This window comes from Pseudomonas sp. B21-054, from assembly GCF_026016345.1.
Taxonomy (GTDB): Bacteria; Pseudomonadota; Gammaproteobacteria; order Pseudomonadales; family Pseudomonadaceae; genus Aquipseudomonas.
In genome coordinates this window covers 4,235,282-4,258,223 of sequence record NZ_CP087204.1, presented here as the reverse complement: position 1 = coordinate 4,258,223, position 22,942 = coordinate 4,235,282, and the positions used below count along the sequence as shown (strand labels likewise).

The following is a 22,942-nucleotide window of genomic DNA, read 5'->3' as shown; positions in this document are numbered from 1 at the left end:
ACCAGGTGGTGCAGCGTGACGAGGACGACGTGGTCGTCGTGGTCCAGACGCAGCAGGCTGGCGCGGATCGGCCATTGGCGCGTGAGGTCGAACGGGCGAGCGGCTTCCTCGGCGCAGATCGATTGCCAGTCCGCCGCGCCAGAGGCGCTCAGGTCCAGGGTCGTAAGGGCCAGCGCCCGGGGCAAATCGATCACTTGGCGCGCCTGTCCCGCCACACTGACGAAGCGGGTGCGCAGGCTTTCATGCCGCGCCACGATGCGGTCCAGCGACCTGCGCAGCGCTTCGATATCCAGGTGCCCGCGCAAGCGCAGGCCCGCGGGCATGTTGAAGGCCGCGGTGGAATCCGGATTGAGCTGCTGGATCAGCCAGAGGTTCTGCTGAGCGAACGACAGCGGCAGCGGCTGACTGCGGTCACTGGCCAGCAGCGGGCCAAGGCGGCTGCGTCCGGCGTTGCCCAGGGCGGCGGCGAGCGCGTGCAGGCGCGGCTGGGCGAAGACCGCCGAGAGCGGCATTTCCAGGTCCAGTCGATGGCGCACCTTGGCCAGCAAGCGCAACGCCAGCAACGAGTGCCCACCCAGGGCGAAAAAGTCATCGTCACGACCCACTGCCTCGACCCCGAGCAATTCGCTCCAGATCGCTGCCAGGGTGATTTCCAACTCGCCCTGGGGCGCGCTGTATTGACTCTGGGCGAACGCATCGGCGGGAGGCGCCGGCAAGCGCTGACGGTCGACCTTGCCGTTGGCAGTGATCGGCAGTGCCGGCAGTTGCACGAAGGCACTGGGCAGCATGTACTCGGGCAGGCGCTCGCGCAGTTGGCTGCGCAGCGTCAGCGGCGAGAGAGTCTCGCTGGCGCTGTAGTAGGCCACCAACCGCGCCTGACCGTTGTCGTCCGGCAGAACAATCACCACCGATTCGCGCAGGCCGGGCAACTGATCGAGGCTACTTTCCACTTCGGCCAGTTCGACCCGGTAACCGCGGATCTTGACCTGGGAATCGTTGCGTCCCAGGTACTGCAGGGTGCCCTCGGCGGTCCAGCGTGCGAGGTCGCCGGTCTTGTACAGTCGCGCGCCGGGGGGGGTGTCGAAAGGGTGCTCGATGAAGCGCTCGGCGGTCAGCTGCGCCCGGTTCAGGTAACCCTGGGCCAGGGCCACGCCGGCGACATGCAGTTCGCCGGCCGCGCCCTGGGGTACCCAGTGGCCGGTGCCGTCCAACAGGCACACCTGGGTATTGGCGATCGGCCGGCCGATCACCGGCAAGTCCGGCCAGAGCGCAGGATCACCGGACAGGGTGTGGGTGCAAACCACGTGGGTTTCGGTGGGGCCATAGTGGTTGTGCAGACGAGCCTGGGGATGAGCCTCAAACAGTGCGCGCAGGGCGCCATTGATACGCAGCGCTTCGCCGGCGACGATCACGTCCCGCAGCATCGGCAACGCCAGTGGCGCCTCGGCCCAACTGTCGGCCAGGGTCGCCAGGGCGATGTAGGGCAGGAACAGCCGCTCGATCCGCGCCTGCGCCAGCCACTGTGGCAGACCGGCGAGGTCCAGGCGCTGGGACTCGTCCAGCAGCACCAGGGTGCCCCCGGTGCCCAAGGTGGAAAAGATCTCCTGGAACGCCACGTCGAAGCCCAGCGCGGCGAATTGCAGGGTCCGCGCCGGACCGGGCAGCGCCTGGGCGGCCTGCCAGGCCAACAGGTTGCCCAAGGCCAGGTGGCCCATGGCGACGCCCTTGGGCGTTCCGGTGGAGCCGGAGGTGTACATGACGTAGGCCAGGTCATCCGGCCGCGGCGGCGCCAGTTCCGGCAGGACGGACGCCGGACCCACGGTGGCCGCCAGGCGAACCGACAGCGCGGGGCAGCGCTCGCCGAGCCTTAGGGCTTCGACGCGCTGGGCATCCCAGAGCAGCAGGCAGGGTTGGCAATCGTCGACGATAGCCTGCCGGCGGGCGATGGGCTGGCTGGGATCCAGGGGCACGTAGGCCGCGCCGGTCTTGAGCGTGGCCAACAGGGCCAAAATCATTTCCAGGCTACGGGGCAGGTGGATGGCGATCCGTTGGCCCGGGCCTGCGCCCAGTTCCAACAACTGCGCGGCGAGCTGGTTGGCCTGGCGATCGAGTTCGCCATAGCTCAAACCGCGTCCATGCAGCTCCACGGCAAGGGCCTCGGGTTGCTGCCGTGCTTGGCGTTCGAACGGCCGATGGACCCAGCCTGCTTCTGAGAACGGCGTCGGGAGCGGATTGAGCTGGTGCCAGAGGCGCTCGCGCTCCCGGTCGTCCACCAGCGACAGGCGCGCCACCGGCTGGCGGTCGTCCAGGCAGAGCTGTCGCAGCACATTGGCCAGGCAGTCCCAATGCCGTTGCACACTGGCGGGATCGAACAACGCGGTGGCGTAATTCAGTCCTCCGATGATGCGTCCATCGGCCTCGTACAGCTCCAGGGACAGGTCGAACGGCGCGGTGATCTGCTCACCGGCGACACTGGTCAGGCTCAGGCCATCAAGGTCCAAGGCTCCGCGTGGCGCGTTCTGCCAGGCGAACATGAGTTGGAACACTGGGCTGTGGGCCAAGGTGCGCGGCGGATTGAGCGCTTCCACCACGTGCTCGAACGGCACGTCCTGGTGCGCCTGGGCCCCCAGGGCATGCTCGCGGACCTGGGCCAGCAATTGGCCAACGTCCGGTTCCCCGCGCAGGTCGACGCACAGCGCCTGGGTGTTGACGAAAAAGCCGATCAGAGGTTCGACTTCAGCGCGGGTGCGGTTGGCCACGGGTGTCCCGATCACCACCTGCTCCTGGCCGGCCAGGCGCCCGACCACCACGGCCCAGGCGGCCAACAGGGTCATGTACAGCGAGGTGCCGTGGCGCCGCCCCAGTTCCTTGAGCGCGGCACTGGTGGATTGATCGAGAGCGACCGCCAGGCGCGCGCCACTGAAGTCCTGGCGCGGCGGCCGCGGCCGGTCGCTGGGCAGGTCGATGCGTGCCGGTGCGTCGCGCAGGTGCGCGAGCCAGTAGGACAGCTGTTCGGCACCGCGCTCGCCGGCCAGCCACTGGCGTTGCCAGGCGGCATAGTCGGCGTACTGGATTGCCAGGGCCGGCAGCGGGTCCGGGGTGCCCCGGCGAAAGGCCTTGTAGAGGGCCGACAGTTCGTCCACCAGCACGCCGATGGACCAGCCGTCGGCGATGATGTGGTGCAAGGTCAGGTGCAGCACATGGCGCTGGTCCTGCAGTCGCACCAGTAGCGCCCGCAGCAAGGGCCCTTCGCTCAGGTTGAACGGTTGCGCCGCTTCGGTGGCCAGGGCCGCCCGCAGGCCGGCGTCGTCGTTGGCTTCCAGGGTCAGCCGCGAGGGTCCCCAGCGCGGCTCTGGCTCGATGACCTGCCGGACTTCGCCGTCCTGTTCAACGAACCGGGTGCGCAGCACCCCGTGGCGCTCGACGATCCGGGTCAGGGCCTGGTCCAGGGCGGCTTCGTCGAGTTCGCCATCCAGGGCCAGGGCGCCGCTGATGTGGTAGGCGGCGCTCGCCTGGGCGTCCAGGCGGCTGATGAACCACAGCCGCTGTTGGGCGAACGACAGCGGCCGTTCGGCAGTGTCCGGCAATACCGGGATCGCCGTCAGGGCAGAGCGCGCCGCGCCCGCCATCAGCGGGGCCAGGGCTGCCACGCTCGGGTTCGCGTACAGGGTCGCCAGGGGCAATTCCAGGCCCAGGCGCTGGCGCACCCGCGAGACCCATTGCACCGCCAGCAGTGAATGGCCGCCCAATTCGAAGAAATTGTCGTGCCGGCCGACCCGGGCGACCCCCAGCAGGTCGCGCCAGATAGCGGCCATGAGGGTTTCCTGCTCACCCCGCGGAGCTTCGTAGGCCTGGCTGCTCCAGGCCTCCTCGCCGGGCAGCGGCAGGGCGCCGCGGTCGAGTTTGCCGTTGGGTGTCAGCGGCAGGGCGTCCAGCGGCATGATGACCGCCGGAACCATATAGCCCGGCAGCCGGTTCGCCAGGGCATCGCGCAGGGCCGCCGGCGTCAACGGTCCGTGGCCAGGACTGACCACGGCGTAAGCCACCAGCGCCGGCTCGCGGCCATTGCGCGGGACCGCCAGGACTGCCGCCGCGGCCACTTGCGGCAGCGCCAACAGGGCGCTTTCGATCTCCCCCAGTTCGATGCGGAAGCCGCGGATTTTCACCTGGAAGTCATTGCGCCCCAGGTAGTGGAGCTGGCCGTGGACGTCCCAGAAGCCCAGGTCGCCGGTGCGGTACAGCCGCGCTCCGGGCTGATCGCTGAAGGGGTCGGCGAGGAAGCGTTCACGGGTCAGGTCGGGCCGCCGGTGGTAGCCGCGTCCAACGCCAGCACCGCCGATGTACAGCTCGCCCGGTACGCCTACGGGCAACCGCTGCATGGCGTCATCGAGGACGTGCACCTGGGTGTTGTCGATGGGCCGGCCAATGTGCGGGACGAAGCCGACTTCGCGGTCCATCGCAACCCAGGTCGAGTAGACCGTGGTCTCGGTCGGGCCATAGAGGTTGTTGACCTGACGCACGCGGCTCTGCTCGAACAGACGCTGCACCAGCGTCCGGGGCAGCGCCTCGCCAGCCAGGTTGACGTTCTCCAACGAGTCCCCCAGGGCTTCTGCGCGCAACAGCGCATCGAGGGCCGAGGGCACCGTATTGAGCAGGCTCAGCTCCGGACGCTGGTCGAGCAGGGCGAGGGCGTCGTCCACCAGCTCCAGGGTGCCGCCGCAGGACAGCGGCGCGAAGCATTCGAATACCGACAGATCGAAGTTGATCGAGGTGCTGAACAGGCTCTGGCTGAGCACTTGCGGTGTGAAACTGCCCAGGGCCCAGTCGAGGAAATTGCGCGCGTTGCGGTGTTCGATCATCACCCCCTTGGGTTGTCCGGTGGAGCCGGAGGTGTAGATCATGTAGGCCAGATGCTGGCCTTCCAGCCCTGGGGCCAGCGGCGCGTCGCTGGTCGCGGTTTCGCTGTCGCGCAGCACTTCATCGACGTTCACGCGGTGGCAATCGTCGGCCAGCGTCAGTTCCAACGGCGCGTCGGCCAGGGTCAGCAGCGCCAGCGGGGCGCTGTCGTCGAGCATGTAGGCCAGGCGCTGCGCCGGATAGGCCGGGTCCAGCGGCACGTAGGCACCGCCGGCCTTGAGCACGGCGAGCAGGGCGACGATCAGTTCCGGAGTGCGGCGCAGATGGATGCCGACCCGCGCCTCAGGTCCGACGCCCAGCGCTTGCAGGCGCCGCGCCAGGTGATTGGCCTGGCGGTCGAGCTCGGCGTAGCTGAGCCGGCGGCCCTTGCAATGCACTGCCAGGGCCTGCGGGGTCTGCCGGGCCTGGGCCTCGAAGCGCTCGTGGAGCAGGGCACGCTGGGGCTGGGGACGCGCAGTGGCGTTGAACCGCGCCAGTTGCGCGAGTTCCGCTGGCGGCAGCACATCCAGGGTCCGGGCCAGACGTTGCGGGCTACTGTCCAGGGCTTGCACCAGGCTGGTGAGGGCTTGTTCCAGGAATCCCCAGGCCCGTTGCGCACCCACCGAGCCGGCAATCTGCGCGGTGATGCCGAAGCCCTGGCCGAGGTCGTCCACCGAGAAGGTGAAGGGGTAGTTCGTACGCTCGGCGGTGCTCAGCACCTGCATGCCAGCGACGCTCTGGTGAGGCGTGTCCTCCAGGCTGTAGCGAAAATTCAGCAACGCGCAAAACAGCGGCGTCCCCGCCGCCACGCCACTGCAGCGCTGGGCCAGCGTCAGTGGCGCGTGCTCATGCTCAAGCAGGCCCAGCAGCGCCTGATGGGTGCGCTGCAGGCTGTCGCTTACCGAGGTCTGCGCGAAGCCGATGCGCAGCGGCAGGGTGTTGATGAACACCCCCAAGGCCTGGACCGCCCCCTCGATCCCCTGCAGACGACCCAGAAGCACCGTGCCGAACACCACGTCGGCGCGGCCCGTGGCCTTTCCCAATACCAACGCCATGGCCAGGTGGAACAGGCTGGCGACGCTCACCTGGTGGTGGCGTGCTGTTTGCCGCAGGGCCAGCGCCAGCGTCGGGTCGAGAACGCCCCGGGCTTCGTCCAGGGCTCCGGTGTTCTGCACGTCCAGCAGGCCGAACGGCGCGGTGGGTTCGCTGACGTCCGCCAGCATGGCTTCGAAAAACCGTTGCTGGCGGGCGCTGTCCTGGCCGTGCCGGGCGTGGGACACAAAGGCCCGGAACGGCACCGGCTCGCGCAGTTGCGCGGCGCGACCCTGCTGGATCAGCACGATTTCCTCGACCATCCGCTCCAAGGTGGTGTGGTCCAGCACCAGGTGATGGTGCAGCACTTGCAGCAGCCAGCGTTGCCCGGCGGCGTCGAAGGCCTTGACCACCCGCAGCAGGGGCGCCTGGCGGATATCCAGGCGGCGCTGCCGTGGATGGGTGTGCGCCTGCAACTGGGCGAGGGCGTCGGCCTCGGTGATAGGCAGCACCTCGATGGGCAGCGGCGCGTCACGCCAGACCACCTGCACCGGCTGTTCCAGACCTTCCCAGGCCAGGGCGGTACGCAGGATGTCATGGCGGGCAATGACCTGTTGCAGCGCCTGGCAAAAACCGTCCAGGCCGGTTTCGTCGTCGAAGGCCAGGGTGGTGTGCAATAGGTAGGTGTCGCCTTCCTCCTGCAGCAAGTAGTGGAAGAACAAGCCTTCTTGCAAAGGCGCCAGGGGGTAGATGTCCTGCACGTTGGCGGCGCCGCCCTCGACCTGGGCCACGATGGTGTCGATCTGCGCCTGGGTCAGCTCCACCAAGGGCAGCAGCTCAGGGACGATACGGCTGCAGCCGGGAGGTATCGTCGCCTGCAGCGATGCAAGCTCAAGACTCGGGACCGTCGGGCGCTGTGCCAGGCAGTCGGCCAGCGCGGCGACACTGGGGGCGCCGAACAGCGTGCGTACATCCAGCGGCCAGCCCTGTACCCGCAGCTGTTCCACCAGTTGCACCGCCAGCAACGAATGCCCGCCGAGGGCGAAGAAGTTGTCCTGCCGACCGACCCGCGGCACCCCGAGGACCTCGGCCCACAGTTCGGCGAGTCGGGTTTCCACTGGCCCTTGGGGCGCTTCGTAGCAGTGCAGGGCGAAGTGCTGTTCGTCGGGCTCGGGCAGGGCGTGGCGGTCGAGCTTGCCGTTGGCGGTCAGCGCGAAACCTTCTACCTGGACGAAAGCCGCCGGCAGCATGTAGTCCGGTAGCACGGCCGTCAGGCGGGCGCGCAGGGCGTTGGGTTCTTGCGCCTCGGTGGCGCTGAAGTAGGCCAGCAGGCGCCGCTGGGCATCGGCCAGCACCACCGCCTCGCCGATCCCCGGCAGGGCCTTGAGCTGGGCTTCGATTTCCCCCAACTCGATGCGAAAGCCACGGATCTTCACCTGGAAATCATTGCGGCCCAGGAACAGCAGCACGCCGTCGGCGCGCCAGCGCACCAGGTCGCCGGTGCGGTACAAACGTACCCCGGGCGCCTGGCTGAAGGGGTTGGCGACGAAGCGTTCTGCGCTCAGTCGGGGTTGGTTCAGGTACCCCAGGGCCAAGCCATCACCACCGACGTAAAGCTCGCCGGCCACCCCAATCGGCACTGGACGGCGCTGTTCATCCAGCACATAGACCTGGGTGTTGCCCACGGGCCGGCCGATGGGAATGTCACCGGCCAACGCGTCCTCGAGGGTGATGGTGTGAGTGGTGGTGAAGGTGGTGTTTTCCGTCGGCCCGTAGCCGTTGAGCAAGTGCTCGGGCGGCGAATCGCGCAGGACCTTTTCGATGCGCCGCGGATCGAGCACGTCGCCGCCGACCATCAGGTAGCGCAGCGCGCCGAAGGCCGGCGCCAGGGCCTCGGCGTACTGATGGAACAGCCCGGCGGTGAGCCAGAGCACGCTGACTTCGTGGTGCAGCAAGTGCTCGTTGAAGCGGGCCGCGTCCAGCAGGGTTTCCCTGGGGCAGACCACCAGGCAGCCGCCATTGAGCAGCGCGCCCCAGATCTCCAGGGTACTGGCGTCGAAGGCCGGGTTGGCGGCGAGGGCGAAGCGGTCCTGGGCGGTGAACTCGGCGAAGCCGTTGTTGCGCACCAGCCGGGTGATGGCACGGTGCGGCACCTGCACGCCCTTGGGCGTTCCGGTGGAACCGGAGGTGTACATGATGTAGGCCGGCGCCTCGCTCGACACTGTGACAGGCTGACGCGGCAGGGTGGGTTCGCCCGCGGTCGCAAGGCGATTCCAAGGGCACAAGAGCTGGTAGCCGCTACCTTGCACCGGCGCGTCCGGATTGTCACAGAGCAGCCAGGCGCTGGCACAGTCGTCCAGCAACGCGCGTTGACGCTGCGGCGGGGTGGCGGTGTCGATGGGCACGTAGGTCGCGCCGTTTTTCAGGATCGCCAGGACCGCCGTGACCAAGCGCGGGCCGCGCGCAAGGCTCAGGGCGACCCGGGCGCCCGGGGTGACGCCGTGCTCGGCCAACCAGTGCGCCAGCTGCTCGGCCTGTTGGTCGAGCTGGCGGTAACTGAGCAAGTGGTCGCCGTCCTGCACCGCGGTGGCGTCGGGCCGGCGCTGGGCCTGGGCCTCGAACAGACGGTGCAGGGGCTCGTCGGCAGGGTAATCGCGGATGGTTTCATTGAATCCGTGGAGCACCTGCCGACGTTCGTCCGCGCCGAGGATCGACAGCGCCTGGAGCGGCAGCTGGTCGTTCTCGGCCATCGCCTGCAACGTGGCGCACAGCGCCTGCCAGTGACGCTCGACGGTGCCGGGGTCGAACAGCGCCGTGGCGTAGGTCAGCCGACCGCCGATCACGCCGTCGCGCTCATACAGGTTCAGGGTCAGGTCGAACTTGGCGCTGTCCTCGTCGGTGGATAGCGGGGTCACTTCCAGGTCGCCCAGCGCCAGGCTCGGCTGCGGAGCATTCTGCCAGGCCAGCATGACCTGGAAGATCGGACTGTGAGCCAACGAACGCGACGGGTTCAAGGCTTCCACCAATTGTTCGAAAGCCAGCTCCTGATGGGCCTGGGCATCCAGCGCAGTGCGCCGCACCTGGGCCAGCAGCTCGCCGACCTGGCTGACCCGGTCGAGGCGCACCCTCAACGCCTGGGTGTTGACGAAGAAGCCGATCAGCGGCTCGACCTCGGCACGGGTGCGATTCGCCAGCACCGAGCCGATGACCAGGTCATCCTGCCCCGACAACCGGCCAAGGACCACCGACCAGGCGGCCAGCACGGTCATGAACAACGTCGTGCCGTGGCGTTCGTTCAATTGCTTGAGGGACCGCACCAGCGCAGCGTCGATGCTCAGCTCCAGGCTGGCACCGGTGAAGTCCTGTCGGGCCGGGCGCGGCCGGTCCAGGGCCAGGTTCAACGAAGGGGGCGCGTCGGCCAGCTGGGTGCGCCAGTAGTTCAGTTGCTCAGCGATGCGTTGCGCCTGGCGCGGGGAGCGTTGCCACAGGGCATAGTCGGCGTACTGGATGGCCAGCGGTGGCAGCGGATCGGCTTGCCCCCGGCAGAAAGCCCGGTACAGCTCGCTCAATTCCCGGGTCAGCACGCCCAGGGACCAGGCGTCGCCGACAATGTGGTGCAGGGTCACCAGCAGGACGTGCTCCTGCTCGGCCAGGCGCAACAGGCGGGTGCGAAACAGCGGGCCGCCGGCCAGATCGAAAGGCGCCTGGGCTTCAGCGGTGTAATGGGCCTGCAACTGTGTCGGCGACTGATCCCGCAGGTCGTGGCACGGCATCATCAGCGAATGCCCGGGATCCACCACCTGGCACGGCTCGCCGCCGTCGGACACAAAACGGCTGCGCAAGGCTTCGTGCCGCTCGACGATGCGCGCCAGCGCGGCGCCCAGGGCCGCTTCATTCAACTCACCGCGCAGCCGCAGGCCTCCGGCCATGTGGTAGGCCGCGCTGGCCTGGGCATCCAGGTGCGCGATGAACCACAGGCGTTGTTGGGCAAACGACAACGGCAGCCGTGCCGGCCGTGGACCGACCGGGATCGGTGCCGCGCCGTGGAGCCCGGCTGCGCCCAGGGCTTCGATGGCCCGTGCCTGGCGTTGCAGCGTCGGGTGATCGAACACACTGGCCAAGGGCAGTTCGACGCGCAATTGCTGACGCAGTTGGGAAACCAGTTGCACCGCCAGCAGAGAGTGGCCACCGGCCTGGAAAAAATGCTCGTCGCGGCCGATCCGTGGCCGGCCCAACAGGCGCCCCCAGATCGTCGCCAGTTGGTTTTCCAGCGGACCCAGGGGCGCTTCGAAGTGTCCGCTGGCGGCCTGTTCCGGTGCCGGCAGCGCGCTGCGATCGAGCTTGCCGTTGGGCGTCAGTGGCAGGGCGGGCAGGGCCACGTAGGCGCTGGGTTGCATGTACTCGGGCAATACCGCCGCCAGGGCGTCGCGCAGTATCGCCTCGTCAGGCGCCGCTTCCGGCTGGGCCACCCAATACGCCACCAGCCGCGCATCGCCGCTCGGCTCCTGACGAGCCACGACCACGGCATGCTGCACCCCCGGAACACGCGCCAGGGCGCTTTCGATCTCGCCCAGTTCGATACGATAGCCGCGCACCTTGACCTGGAAGTCGTTGCGCCCCAGGTAGAGCAGTTGCCCATCCTCGGTCCAGCGACCAAGGTCGCCGGTGCGGTACATCCGCGCGCCGGGCTGGGCTGCGAACGGGTCCGGGAGGAAACGTTCCTCGGTCAGCGCCGGCCGGTTCAGGTAACCCCGAGCGACACCGGCGCCGCCGATGTACAGTTCTCCCACCACGCCACGGGGCACCAGTTGCCGGTGCGCATCGAGCAGGTAGACCTGGGTGTTGTCCAGCGGCCGACCGATACCCGGCACGAAGCCTTCGGCGCGGTCCATCGCCACCCAGGTCGAATAGGTGGTGGTTTCCGACGGTCCATACAGGTTGCACAGGCGCTGCACGTCACTGTGGTCGAAGATCCTTTGCACCAGGCCCTGCTTGAGTGGTTCGCCGGCCAGGTTGACCACCCGCGTCGAGGCCGGGATCGCCGCGGCCCCCACCAGCGCATCGAGCGCCGAGGGCACGCTGTTGATCAGTGTGACCGGCACCGGACGGTCGAGCAGGGCCAGGGCATTGGTGGCCAGGTGCAGGGTCGCACCGGCGGCCAGGGGCACGAAATACTCGAAGACCGCCAGGTCGAAGTTGATCGAGGTGGCGAACAGGCTGTCGCGCAGGCTTTCGGCGTCGAAGACGCGCAGCGCCCAGTGCAACAGGTTGCAAGCATTGCGGTGCTCGATCATCACGCCCTTGGGCAGGCCGGTGGAACCCGACGTATAGATCACGTAGGCCAGGTGCGCGCCGGTCAGGCCCAGGCGTGCCGGGTCCGGGTTGTCGGCCGGTTGCTCGGCCAGACGGACCTGGGTCTGCGGATCATCCAGGCACAGGGCGGTGCAGCCCGCCGGTGCCGTCACGCAGGCTTGCAGTGCGATGGTGGTCAGCAACGCCTGGGGCGCGCTGTCTTCGAGCATGTGCGACAGCCGCTCGCGCGGGTACGCCGGGTCCAGCGGCACATAGGCTGCGCCGGCCTTGAGGATGCCGAGCAGGGCGACCAGCAGATGCGGGCCACGCTCCAGGCAGATCGCTACCCGGCTGTCCGGCTGCACACCTGCGCCCAGCAACAGGTGGGCAAGGCGATTGGCCTGGGCGTTGAGCGCTCCATAGGTCAACGGACTGGCGCCATCGGCCGCGTCGAAACGCGCGGCGATGGCTTGGGGCTGGCGTTCCGCCTGGCGTTCCAAGGCCAGGTGCAACAGGTCCCGCTCGGGCAGCGGCCGGGCAGTCGCGTTGAACGTGCGCAGCAGCTGCTCACGCTCCGCCTCCGGGAGTATCGAAAGATGGCAGGCCAGGCGCTGGGGTGAGTCTTCCAGCGCGTCGAGCAGGTTATCCAGGGCCGTTTGCAGCCAGCCAAGCACCGGGGCCGCGCCCACCAGGGGGTCGATTTGCAGGCTCAGCGAAAACCCATCGCCCAGGTCGTCGACCGACAGGTTGAAGGGATAGTTGGTGCGTTCCTCACCGCCCAGAACCTGCATGCCATCGAGCACCGGGGCATGTCCCTGGGCCGTGCTGTGCCGGTAGTTGAGCAGCGCCGAGAACAGCGCCGTGCCGTTGGGCAGCGCGCTGCAGCGTTGGGCCAGGCCCAAGGGCGCGTGCTCATGGGCGATCAACCGGCTGAGTAACCCATGGGTGTCGCGCAGGGCCTGCCTCTCCGGCACCGCCAGGCGCACTCGCAACGGCAACGTATTGATGAACAGGCCCATGGCGGTGGCTGCTTCGGCGGCGCCCTGCAGGCGACCGAACATCACCGTGCCGAACACCACGTCGTCACGGCCGCTGGTCTTGCCCAGCACCAGGGCCCAGGCCAGATGGAAAAGACTGGCGCTGCTGACTTCCAGGCGGCGCGACAGTTCGCGGATGCGCCGGCTCAGATCCAGCGCCAGCGGCGCTTCCAGGGTCTGCACCTGGCTGCCGTCGCCGCGCACATCGAGCAGCCCGCAGGGCGCGGTGGGCTCGTCGATATCGCCAAGCAGCTCGGTGAAGAATGCCGTGTGTTGCGCTTCGCTCAGGCCCTGGCGGGCGCGCACCACGAAATCACGAAACGGGCGTGGTGGTTGCAGGTCGGCCAGGCGGCCCTGCTGAATCGCCGCGACCTCGCTCACCAGTCGCTCCAGCGATGTATGGTCCATCACCGCATGGTGGTGCAGCAGTTGCAGCAGCCAGCGACCGTTTGCCGGATCTGCTGCAGCCACCGCGCGCATCAGGGGTGCCTGGCGCAGGTCCAACCGATGCTCCCTGGGATCGGTCCAGGTGCGCAACGCGGTGGCCACGTCGTCCGCGGGCGGGCTGAACAGTTCCAGTGTCAGCGGGGCCTGACGCCACACCACTTGGACCGGCGCATCGAGACCTTCCCAGGCCAGCGCGGTGCGCAGGATGTCGTGGCGGGCGATGGCCTGGTTGAGAGCGTCCATGAAGCGGCGCAGGCGCGGTTCGTCATCGAAGGCCAGTAGCACGTGCAGCAGGTAGGTATCGCCACGCTCCTGGAGCAGGTGGTGGAAGAGGATGCCGGCCTGCAGGGGCACCAGCGGGTAGATGTCCTGGATATTGGCGGCACCGCCCGGAACGCTGGCGACGATGCCCTCGATCTGAGCCGCGTCGAGCTGGCAAAGGTCGAGCAGTGCCGGGGTGATGGCGGTGATACCCGCCGGCAGTCCGCTGGTGCCGGCGGGCTGTGCCGCGGGCTGGCGCAGGGCTTCGATCAGCGCCGGCTTGTGGCTGCGCAGGAGGGCGATCAGCGCCTGGTCGGCCAGAACTTCATCGTCGGCCACCACCGAGAGTTGGTCGCCGCGCAACGACAGGGTCACGCCGCGGTGTTTGAGCAGAGCCAGTAGTTGATCCGCAGTCACAGGAGCAGTTCCTTCAATGGAGTAGTGGCCGCGGCCAGACCGGCAAGGGTCGGTGCGGTGAACAATTGGCTGATGTCGACCCGCAGGTGGTGCTGGCGCATGCGCTCCACCAGCCCCATGGCAATCAGCGAGTGGCCGCCGAGGGCGAAGAAGTTGTCGTGCCGGCTGACCCGCTCGACGTTCAGCAGCTCGCACCAGATGGCCGCCAGGGCTATCTCGATGTCGCCTTGGGGGGCTTCGTAACGGGTTTGCACGTACGCCTGGGCGTCGGGTTCGGGCAGGGCATTGCGATCGAGCTTGCCGTTGGCCGTCAACGGCAGGCTATCCAGGCGCACATAGGCGCTGGGCAGCATCGACTCGGGCAAGCGTTCGGCCAGGGCCGTCCGCGCCTGTGCCGGCGTCGGTGGCGCGTCGCCCAGCAGGTATGCGATCAGTCGGGCCACGCCATGGCGATCGGGGCGACCGACCACCACCGCTTGCCGAACACCGGGCAGCGCCAACAGATGGCTTTCGATTTCCCCCAGCTCGATGCGGTGCCCATGGATCTTCACCTGGAAGTCGGTGCGGCCAAGGTAGCTGAGGCTGCCATCCAGCTCCCAGCGGCCGAGGTCGCCGGTGCGGTACAGCCGCGCGCCGGGCTGGGTCGAGAGCGGGTCGGCGATGAACCGCTCCCGGGTTAGCGCCTCGCGCTGCCAGTAGCCACGGGCCACGCCTCGGCCGCCAATGTGGATTTCACCCACCACCCCCAGCGGTGTGCGCCGACCGTGATGATCGAGCACTTGCACTTGAGTATTGGGCAGGGGCTGGCCAAGGCTGGGCAGCGGATGCTGATCCAGCCAGGCGCTGGTGGTGTCGACTGTGCACTCGGTCGGGCCGTAGACGTTCAGCACCCGCACGCCGGGCTCGCCGACCAGTTGCTGCCAGAGCTCTGCGGGGACGGCCTCGCCGCCGAGCAGCAGGCGGCGGGGCAACGGCTGGGGCAGGGCCAGCGTCTGGCGATGCTTGAGCAGCGCTTGCAACTGGGTCGGGGTGCAGTCGAATAGGGTTACCTGCCGGCTCTGCAGGTAATCGAGCAGGGCCGCTGCGTCCAGGCGCACACGTTTTGGAATCAACACCAGGCAGTGGCCGCTCAGCCACTGACACAACTGCTGGACCGAGGCATCGAACGCCACCGAGGCGTTGAGCGAGCAGCGCGTACCGGCCGGCAGGTCAGCCAGACGCTGGTGCAACCCGGCCCAGAGGTTGAGCACCGAGCGGTGCTCGACCATGACGCCCTTGGGCTGGCCGGTGGAGCCTGAGGTGTAGATCAGATAGGCGAGGTCGCTGGGCTGGGTGCCGATGTCCGGATCGTCGGTTGCGGCCTGCTGCCAGGCGGCACCAACGGCATCCAGGCAGATCAGCGGCCCGGCGTCGAATGTCGGCAGCCCCTCGCGCACTCGTTCCTGGGTGAGCAGCGCCGCCGGAGCGCTGTCTTGCAGCATGAAGGCCAGCCGCGGAGCCGGATAATCAGGGTCCAGCGGCACATAGGCGCAGCCGGCTTTCCACACCGCCAGCAAGGCGATCGCCAGGTGCGCTTCGCGGTCCAGGCACACCGCGACCCGTTGCCCGGGCCGTACGCCCTGGTCCAGCAAGTGATGGGCCAGGCGGTTGGCCTGCTCATCGAGTTGTCGAAAGCTCAGTTGGCGATGCTCGTCGATCAGCGCAAGGGCGTCGGGGCGGCGAGCGGCCTGCTCGGCGAAGCGCCCGTGCAGGGTGCCGTCGGGCGCTGACACGGACAGCACTGGGTTGAGGCGATTCAACCGTGCCTGCTCGGCGGCCGGCAATACGTCCAATGACTGGATGTGCCCATCGTCGGTCTGTTCCAGTGCATCCACCAGGGCGTGCAGGGCCGCCAGCATGAAGCCCAGCAGCCGTTCCGGCGCATGATCGGGGTGGGTCTGGGCGGTCAGCTGGAAACCTTCGCCCAGATCGTCCACCGCCAGGTTGAAGGGGTAATGGGTTCGCTCCTCGCTGTGCAGCAGGGTCATGCCGGGCATGGCTTGGTGCACATTGGCCTGGCCGGCATGGCTGTAGCGGTAATTGAACAAGGTGCTGAACAACGCCGTCCCCGGCGCTACCGCGCTGCAACGCTGGGCCAGGGCCAGCGGGGTCTGCTCGTGGCAGAGCAGACCGTTGAGGGTGTCCTGGACCTGCCGCAGGGTGGCGTGGACGCCGCCGTCCAGGCGCACCCGCAGTGGAAGGGTGTTGATGAACAGGCCCAAGGTCCGGTCGGCGTGGGCGCCGGCCTGCAGGCGGCCGAACAGTACCGTGCCAAAGACCACATCGTCGCGCCCACTCAGGCGCCCCAGCACCAGGGCCCAGGCCAGGTGGCAGACACTCGCCGGGCTCACCCCGTGGGCCTCGGCCTGGCGACGCAGGCGGCGCGCCAGCTCCGGCGCCAGCGGTTGCTGGTGTTCCAGGGCCTGCCAGCGGGGATCGGTCTGCAGGTCAAGGTCGAAGGGCAGGGTGGGTTCATCCAGATCGCCCAACTGCTCGCTGAAAAAAGCGCGGGCGGCGGCCACCGCTTCTGGGCGCCGGGCCTGGGCCACCAAGGCTCGGGTGCCGGTGGGCGGCGGCAGGTCCGCCGGGCGCCCGCCCTCGATCAGGGCGATCTCTTCGATCATCAATTCCAGGGAGGTGTGATCGACCACCACATGGTGATGCAACAGCAGCAACAACCAGCGCTCCTGCGCCGGGTCAAAGGCCACCCGGGCCTCGATCAGCGGGGCCTGTCGCAGGTCGAGGCGGTAGTGGCGCGGGTCGGCACTGGCCTGCAGCCGCGACGCGACGTCGTCACCCTCCAGCGCCAGGCGCCGAGGCGTGAACGCGACCTGCCGCAGCACCACCTGCACGGGTTCCTCCAGGTCCTCCCAGAGCACCAGGGTGCGCAGCGCGTCGTGCCGGCCGATGACCTGGCCCAGCGCCGCGCAGAAACGTTGCAGGCGCGCCTCGTCGGTGAAGGCCAGCAGGCTGCGCAGCACATAGCGATCACCCTCGCGCTGGGCGCGGTGGTGATAGAGCATGCCCTCCTGCAAGGGGCCCAGTGGATAAATGTCCTGGATATTGCCGGCGCCGCCGGGCACTCGCGCCGCGATCAGGTCGATCTGTGCCTGGGGAAGGGTCACCAGATCCAGCATCTGCGGGGTGATGCGGGCGCACGGGGTCGGGATGGCGCTTACGCTGGGTGCCGGCGCCGGAGCGCTGGCCAGGTTTTCCAGGCGCAGGGCCTGGGCGGCCAGTGTCGAGCGTTCGAACACGCTGCGTATGTCCAGGTCCCAGCCATTGCGGCGCAACTGTTCGAGTAATTGCACCGCCAGCAGCGAATGCCCGCCAAGGCTGAAGAAGTCATCTTCACGGCTGATTTCCGAGACGCCCAGCACCTGGGTCCAGATGGCCGCCAGCCGCCATTCGGTGTCCCCTTGCGGCGGCTGCCTGGCGGCACTGCTGGCCTGCACCTCGGGCAGCGGCAGGGCCTGGCGATCAAGTTTGCCGTTGGGCGTCAGTGGCAGCTGCTCCAAGGCGACGCAGGCGCTGGGCAGCATATAGTCCGGCAAGCGGCTTTCCAGATAGGCGCGTACTTCAGCCAAGTCCGGAACGGGCGTGGTCGAGTCCTGCGCTATCAGATAGGCCACCAACCGCGGATCACCGGCAGGGCCGGGCTGCGCCAGCACCACCGCTTCGCGCACCGCCGGCATGCCCAGCAACTGCGTTTCGATCTCCCCGAGTTCGATGCGGAACCCGCGTACCTTGACCTGGAAATCGTTGCGTCCCAGGTAGTCCAGCGACCCATCGGCCCGCCAGCGCCCCAGGTCACCGGTGCGGTACATGCGCGCCTGGGGATCGTCGACGAAGGGGTCGGACAAAAAGCGCTCTTGGGTCAGCTCGGCACGATTGAGATAACCCCGCGCCACACCTGCTCCGCCGATGTAGATCTCACCGGCCACGCCCAATGGCACCGGCTGGCGATGACGGTCGAGCAGATAGACACGGGTGTTGTCCAGGGGCCGGCCGATGCCGGGCCGGTAGCCCCCGGCACGGTCCATCGACAGCCAGGTGGAATAGGTGGTGGTTTCCGTTGGCCCATAGAGATTGCAGACCCGTTGCGTCGCGCTGCGGGCGAACAATTGCTCCACCAGTCGCGGCTTGAGCGGTTCGCCCGCCAGGTTGACCACCCGGATGCTGTCCAGGATGGCGCCGACCCTGACCAGTTCTTCCACCGCCGAGGGTACGCTGTTGATCAGCGACACCGGGCAGGGTCGGGCCACCAACGCCAGGGCGTTTTCCACCAGGTGCAGGGTCGCGCCGGCGGCGAGCGGGACGAAGCATTCGAAGACCGCCAGGTCGAAGTTGATCGAAGTGGCGAACAGGCTGCGGCGCCATTCCTCGGCGTCGAAGCTGCGTAGCGCCCAATGCAGCAAGTTGCAGGCGTTGCGGTGCTCGATCATCACGCCCTTGGGTAGGCCGGTGGAGCCCGAGGTGTAGATGACGTAGGCCAGGTGCGCCGGGCTCAGGTCCGCAACCCTGGGGTTTTCCGTGGGCAGGGTCGCCAACCGGTCCCGCAACTGCGCTGCATCCAGGTGCCAGCATTCGACCGCCGCGGCCGGTAACCCACTGGCCACGGCCTGGCTGCTCAGGACCAGCCGGGGCGCGCAGTCTTCGAGCATGTGCGCAAGGCGCGCCGGCGGGTAGTTGGGGTCCAGCGGTACGTAGGCCGCGCCGGCCTTCAAGGTGGCGAGCAGGGCGACCAACAGGTCTGGACCACGTTGCAGGCTGATCGCTACCCGGTCATCGGGGCGCACCCCGGCCGTCAGCAAGGCGTGGGCCAACTGGTTCGCCTGCTGATTAAGCTGGGCATAGCTGAGCTGCGCTCCCGCGGCCGTTTCGAACTGCGCCGCCACGGCGTCGGGATGCAGTGCCGCCTGCCGCTCGAAGGGCTGGTGCAGCAGGGTGTCCCGTGGATGCGCCTGCCGTGTGGCGTTGAACGCTTCCAGCAGTTGCTGGCGTTGCTCCAGGGGTAGGATGTCCAAGGCACAGGCTCGGGTGGCCGGTGCGGTTTCCAGGGTCTGTGCAACCACCTCCAGGGCCCGAATCATTTGCGCAAGGACCGCGTCGACGCAGACTGAACGATGGACCTGTCCGGTCAGGGCAAAGCCTTCGCCGAGGTCATCGATGGACAGGCAGAACGGATAGTTGCTGCGCTCCTCGCTACCCAGCAGGTGCACCCCGGGCAGGTCGAACTCTGGGCGGGCCGAGCGTTGTGCCTGGCTGTGGCGAAAGTTCAGCAACGCTGAGAACAACGCTGCCTGGGTGGGCAGCGCCGTGCAACGTTGGGCCAGGGCCAGCGGCGCGTGTTCATGGGCGAGCAGTTCGGTCAGTCGTCCATGGGTCTGGCGCAAGGCGCTATACAGAGGCATGTCGAGGTCGATGCGCAGGGGCAGGGTATTGATGAACAGCCCCAGGGCCTGCTCCACCTGCTGGCCGGCACTGAAGCGGCCGAACAGCACCGTGCCGAAGACCACGTCGTCGCGGCCGCTGGCCTTGCCCACCACCATGGCCCAGGCCAGGTGGAACAGGCTGGCGACGCCCACCGCCTGGGTCTTGGCCAGTTGCCGCAGGCGGCGGGCCAGGGCGGGGTCGAGTGAGCGCTGGGCCTCACGGTTGTCGCGGCCGGAACCCTGGATGTCGTGCAGCGCGTAGGGCAGGGTCGGTTCGTCGAGCGTGCCGAGCAGCCGCTGGAAATAGGCCTCGGCGCTGGCCTGGCGCCGGTGCTCGCGGGCCTGGGCGACGAATCGGCGAAACGCCACGCTCGGAGGCAGCGGATGCCCGGGATCTTGCATCAAGGTGCGGACTTCGCCGAACAACAGCGCCAGGGTGGCGTGGTCGATGGCCAGGTGGTGGTGGACCAATTGCAACTGCCATTGGCCGCTGGGTGCGTCGAAGCGCACGTAGGCCTGGGCCAGGGGCGCGCGGCGGATGTCCAGGGGCTGTTCGGCGAAGGCTTCGCCTGCCGCCAGCCAGACCACCGGCAGGGGCGCCTCGCGCCAGGCCACTTGCACCGGCTCGTCCAGGCCTTCCCAGAGCACGGCGCTGCGCAGGATGTCATGGCGGGCGATCACCTGATCGAAGGCGGCGATGAAGGCGTCCAGCAGTGGGCGGCTGTCGAAGGCCAGCGTCGCGCGTAACAGGTAGGCGTCATCGGCGGGTTGCAGCAGGTGCTGGAACAGCAAGCCTTCCTGCAGGGGCGCCAGGGGGTAGATGTCCTGCACGTTGGCGGCGCCGCCTTCCACCGCCGTCACGATCAGGTCGACCTGAGGCTGTGGCAGGCTGAGCAACGGCAGCATGGCCGGGGTGATGCGCTTGCAGTCCGGCGCGATGGCGGGTGCCTCAGGCAGCGCCTGTGATTTGGCCGGACCCAGCGGGTTCTCCAGCAGCAGTGCCAGATTGAGCAGGTTCGCCGCGCTGAACAAGGTCCCCACGTCCAGCTGCCAGCCTTCGGCCCGCAACTGCTCGACCATCTGCACCGCCAGCAACGAATGCCCGCCGAGGGCGAAGAAGTTGTCCTGCCGACCGACCCGCGGCACCCTGAGGACCTCGGCCCACAGCTCGGCGAGTCGGGTTTCCACTGGCCCTTGGGGCGCTTCGTAGCAGTGCAGGGCGAAGTGCTGTTCGTCGGGCTCGGGCAGGGCGTGGCGGTCGAGCTTGCCGTTGGCGGTCAGCGCGAAACCGTCCACCTGGACGAAAGCTGCCGGCAGCATATAGTCCGGCAGCACGGCTGCCAGGCGGGCGCGCAGGGCGTTGGGCGCTTGCGCCTCGGTGGCGCTGAAGTAGGCCAGCAGGCGCTGCTGGGCATCGGCCAGCACCACCGCCTCGCCGATCCCCGGCAGGGCCTTGAGCTGGGCTTCGATTTCTCCCAACTCGATGCGAAAGCCACGGATCTTTACCTGGAAATCATTGCGACCCAGAAACAGCAGCACGCCGTCGGCGCGCCAGCGCACCAGGTCGCCGGTGCGGTACAAGCGTGCCCCGGGCACCTGGCTGAAGGGGTTGGCGACGAAGCGTTCGGCGCTCAGTTGCGGTTGGTTCAGGTACCCCAGGGCGAGCCCATCACCACCGACGTAGAGCTCGCCGGCCACCCCGATCGGCACCGGGCGGCGCTGTTCATCCAGCACATAGACCTGGGTGTTGCCCACGGGCCGGCCGATGGGAATGTCACCGGCCAGCGCGTCTTCGAGGGTGATGGTGTGAGTGGTGGTGAAGGTGGTGTTTTCCGTCGGCCCGTAGCCGTTGAGCAAGTGCTTGGGCGGCGAATCGCGCAGGACCTTTTCGATGCGCCGCGGATCGAGCACGTCGCCGCCGACCATCAGGTAGCGCAGCGCGCCGAAGGCCGGCGCCAGGGCCTCGGCGTACTGATGGAACAGCCCGGCGGTGAGCCAGAGCACGCTGACTTCGTGGTGCAGCAGGTGCTCGTTGAAGCGGATCGCGTCCAGCAGTGTTTCCCTGGGGCAGACCACCAGGCAGCCGCCGTTGAGCAGCGCGCCCCAGATCTCCAGGGTACTGGCGTCGAAGGCCGGGTTGGCGGCGAGGGCGAAGCGGTCCTGGGCGGTGAACTCGGCGAAGCCGTTGTTGCGCACCAGCCGGGTGATGGCACGGTGCGGCACCTGCACGCCCTTGGGCACGCCGGTGGAACCGGAGGTGTACATGATGTAGGCGACATCGCCGGCCTCGCGGGCCGGGTGGGATTCAGCCAATACATGGCCTGGCGCTGCAACGTCAATGAAACGGACGTTTTCCAGTGCGGGCCGATCGTCACCCGCCACCAGCAGCCAGGCGCTGCCACAGTCCGCCAGTACCCGCGCCTGATGGGCCGTCGGGGCCTCCCGGTCGATGGGTACGTAGCATGCGCCGCGCTTGAGGATCGCCAGGATCGACACGATCAACGCCGCGCCCCGGGCCAGGCACAGCGCCACCGCATCACCGGCGCCAATCCCACAGGCCGCCAAATGCCCAGCCAGGCGCTCGGCCCGTTGGTCGAGCTGGCGATAGCTCAGGGTCTGTGCGCCGTCCAGCAGCGCACACGCATCGGGGCGCCGTTGCACCTGCTCGGCGAAGAGCGCCGGCAGCGATTTATCGGCCGGGTAGTCACGGTTGCTGGCATTGAAATCGTCAAGGATCTGCTGCCGTTCGGCTGTGTCCAGCAGCACCCAGTCGCCCAGGGCCCGGGTTGGCTCGGCGAGGACCTGATCGGTCAAGCACTCCAGGCGCCGCAGGTGCGTGGCCATCTGCTCGGCACTGAACAGTCGCGGGTCGTAGTTGAATTCCAGGAAGGGTTCGACCTGGGCTTCGTAATGCCGCAGATAGATCGCCAGCGGATAGCGCTCATAACCGTTGTGCCAGGTACGCAGAGCGCAGCGGGCCGAGGCAAGGTTGACGTCGCCGGGGTACTGTTCGACCGACAGCATCAGCTCGAACAACTGGCCGGGGTGGCCGGCGCGAGCCCGCAATTCACGATGCAGGCTTTGCAGGGGGTAGCGTTGGTGGCGGTAGCTGCGCAGGGTCTGGCTGGCTACCCTTTGCACGGTCTCGATGAAACTGGCGGCGGGGTCGACCTCGACCGTCAGCGGTAGCACCGAGGAGAACATGCCCACGGTCCGTTTCTGCAGGGGATTGCTGCGGTTGTGCACCGGAAGGCCGATGACCAGCCGCTCACGCTGGTCGGTCACCCGGCTAAAGTAGCCGGCCAGCAATGCGCTCAGACAATGGCTCAACGTCGCGCCCTGGGTTCTTGCCCACTGGGTCATGAGGGCCAGGCGCTGGTGGCCCAGGGTCCAGATCGCCTGGGCACTGGGCTGCGGCTCGCTGGCGCTGGCCGGATCGCGGGACGGCGAAGCACTCTGGAACAACGGTTCCGGCAGTGCCGGGAACTGCTCCAGCCAGAAATCCCGCGCCTTGGCGTGGCGCGCCGAATCGAGGTAATCGCGGTCGCTGGCGACAAAGTTGCGATAGCCCTGGGCCAACACCGGGTCCAGTTGGAGTGGCTCGCCGACGAACAGTTGGTTATAGGCGGCGCTGACAGCCTGGCCGACCAGGCCCACCGAAGTGCCGTCGCTGATCAGGTGGTGGTAGCGGCTGTTCCACAGCGCATGGGTGTCGGACAGTTGAAACCATTCCATGCCCCACAGAGGTTGCCCGCGGAGCGAGAACGGCGTGCGATTCAATTGCCCGATGGCGGCTATGGCCCGGCTCTCGGACTCACCACGCCAATCGTGGAAGGTGAACGGCACCTCTAGGTGCTCGACGACCTGCTGCTGCACCTGCCCATTGCGGTCGCTGATCATCAGCCGCAACGCATCGAATTGGGCTACCACGGCTCGCAGCGCCGCGGCGAACAACGCATGGTCCACCGTGCCGTGGATTTCCACGGTTACGCCGATGTTGTAGGAGGGGGTGTCGGGCGATAGCAGTTGGTCGAGCCAGACGGATTGTTGCGTGGAACTCAACGAAATGCATCGCGGTTCGATCAT

2 protein-coding genes (1 of these 2 only partly in view) are annotated in these 22,942 nt (G+C 68.1%); both read right to left on the bottom strand.

Going from position 1 to position 22,942, the window contains the following annotated elements; genetic code table 11:
- Window positions 1–13,382, bottom strand: partial view of a non-ribosomal peptide synthase/polyketide synthase gene (locus LOY70_RS18335; protein WP_265028788.1) — the 5' portion only. The gene continues 4,432 nt to the left of window position 1, outside the view; only the first 13,382 of its 17,814 coding nucleotides appear in the window; the start codon lies at window positions 13,380–13,382; the stop codon falls past the left edge of the window.
- Window positions 13,379–22,942 (bottom strand): non-ribosomal peptide synthetase, encoded by a 9,564-nt coding sequence (locus LOY70_RS18330; RefSeq protein WP_265028787.1) that lies wholly within the window; start codon window positions 22,940–22,942, stop codon window positions 13,379–13,381. The genes LOY70_RS18335 and LOY70_RS18330 overlap by 4 nt, the downstream gene beginning before the upstream one ends.

What these genes read in the sequence shown, in the direction of transcription:
- LOY70_RS18330 (WP_265028787.1), bottom strand. Translation starts at nt 22,942, where the DNA reads ATGATCGAACCGCGATGCATTTCGTTGAGTTCCACGCAACAATCCGTC.